Origin of the sequence: Serratia sp. 22278 (assembly GCF_052045405.1) — a bacterium.
Taxonomy (GTDB): Bacteria; Pseudomonadota; Gammaproteobacteria; order Enterobacterales; family Enterobacteriaceae; genus Serratia; species Serratia marcescens.
Window position 1 is genome coordinate 1 of the sequence record NZ_JBQEOW010000037.1, and the last position, 416, is coordinate 416.

Annotated in this window: 1 pseudogene; it reads left to right on the forward strand. The window is 64.4% G+C overall.

Features of this window, described 5'->3' with window-relative positions:
• Positions 1 to 416: pseudogene (locus ACTJJ6_RS23595) on the forward strand (transketolase); the annotation flags it as partial.

Below are 416 nucleotides of genomic sequence, written 5' to 3' on the forward strand. Positions count from 1 at the left end.
GCCTTCTACGATGACAACGGCATCTCCATCGACGGCCACGTCGACGGCTGGTTCACCGACGACACCGCCCTGCGTTTCGAAGCCTACGGCTGGCACGTGGTGCGCAACGTCGACGGCCACAACCCTGACGCCATCAAGGCCGCGATTGAAGAAGCCCGCAAGGTGACCGACAAGCCGTCACTGCTGATGTGCAAGACCGTTATCGGCTTCGGTTCGCCGAACAAGGCCGGCACCCATGACGTGCACGGCGCCGCGCTGGGCGCTGCCGAAGTGGCCGCCACCCGCGAAGCGCTGGGCTGGAAATACGCCGCCTTTGAAATCCCGCAGGACATCTACGCTCAGTGGGACGCCAAAGAAGCCGGTCAGGCCAAGGAAGCGGCCTGGAACGACAAGTTCGCCGCCTACGCCAGGGCCTT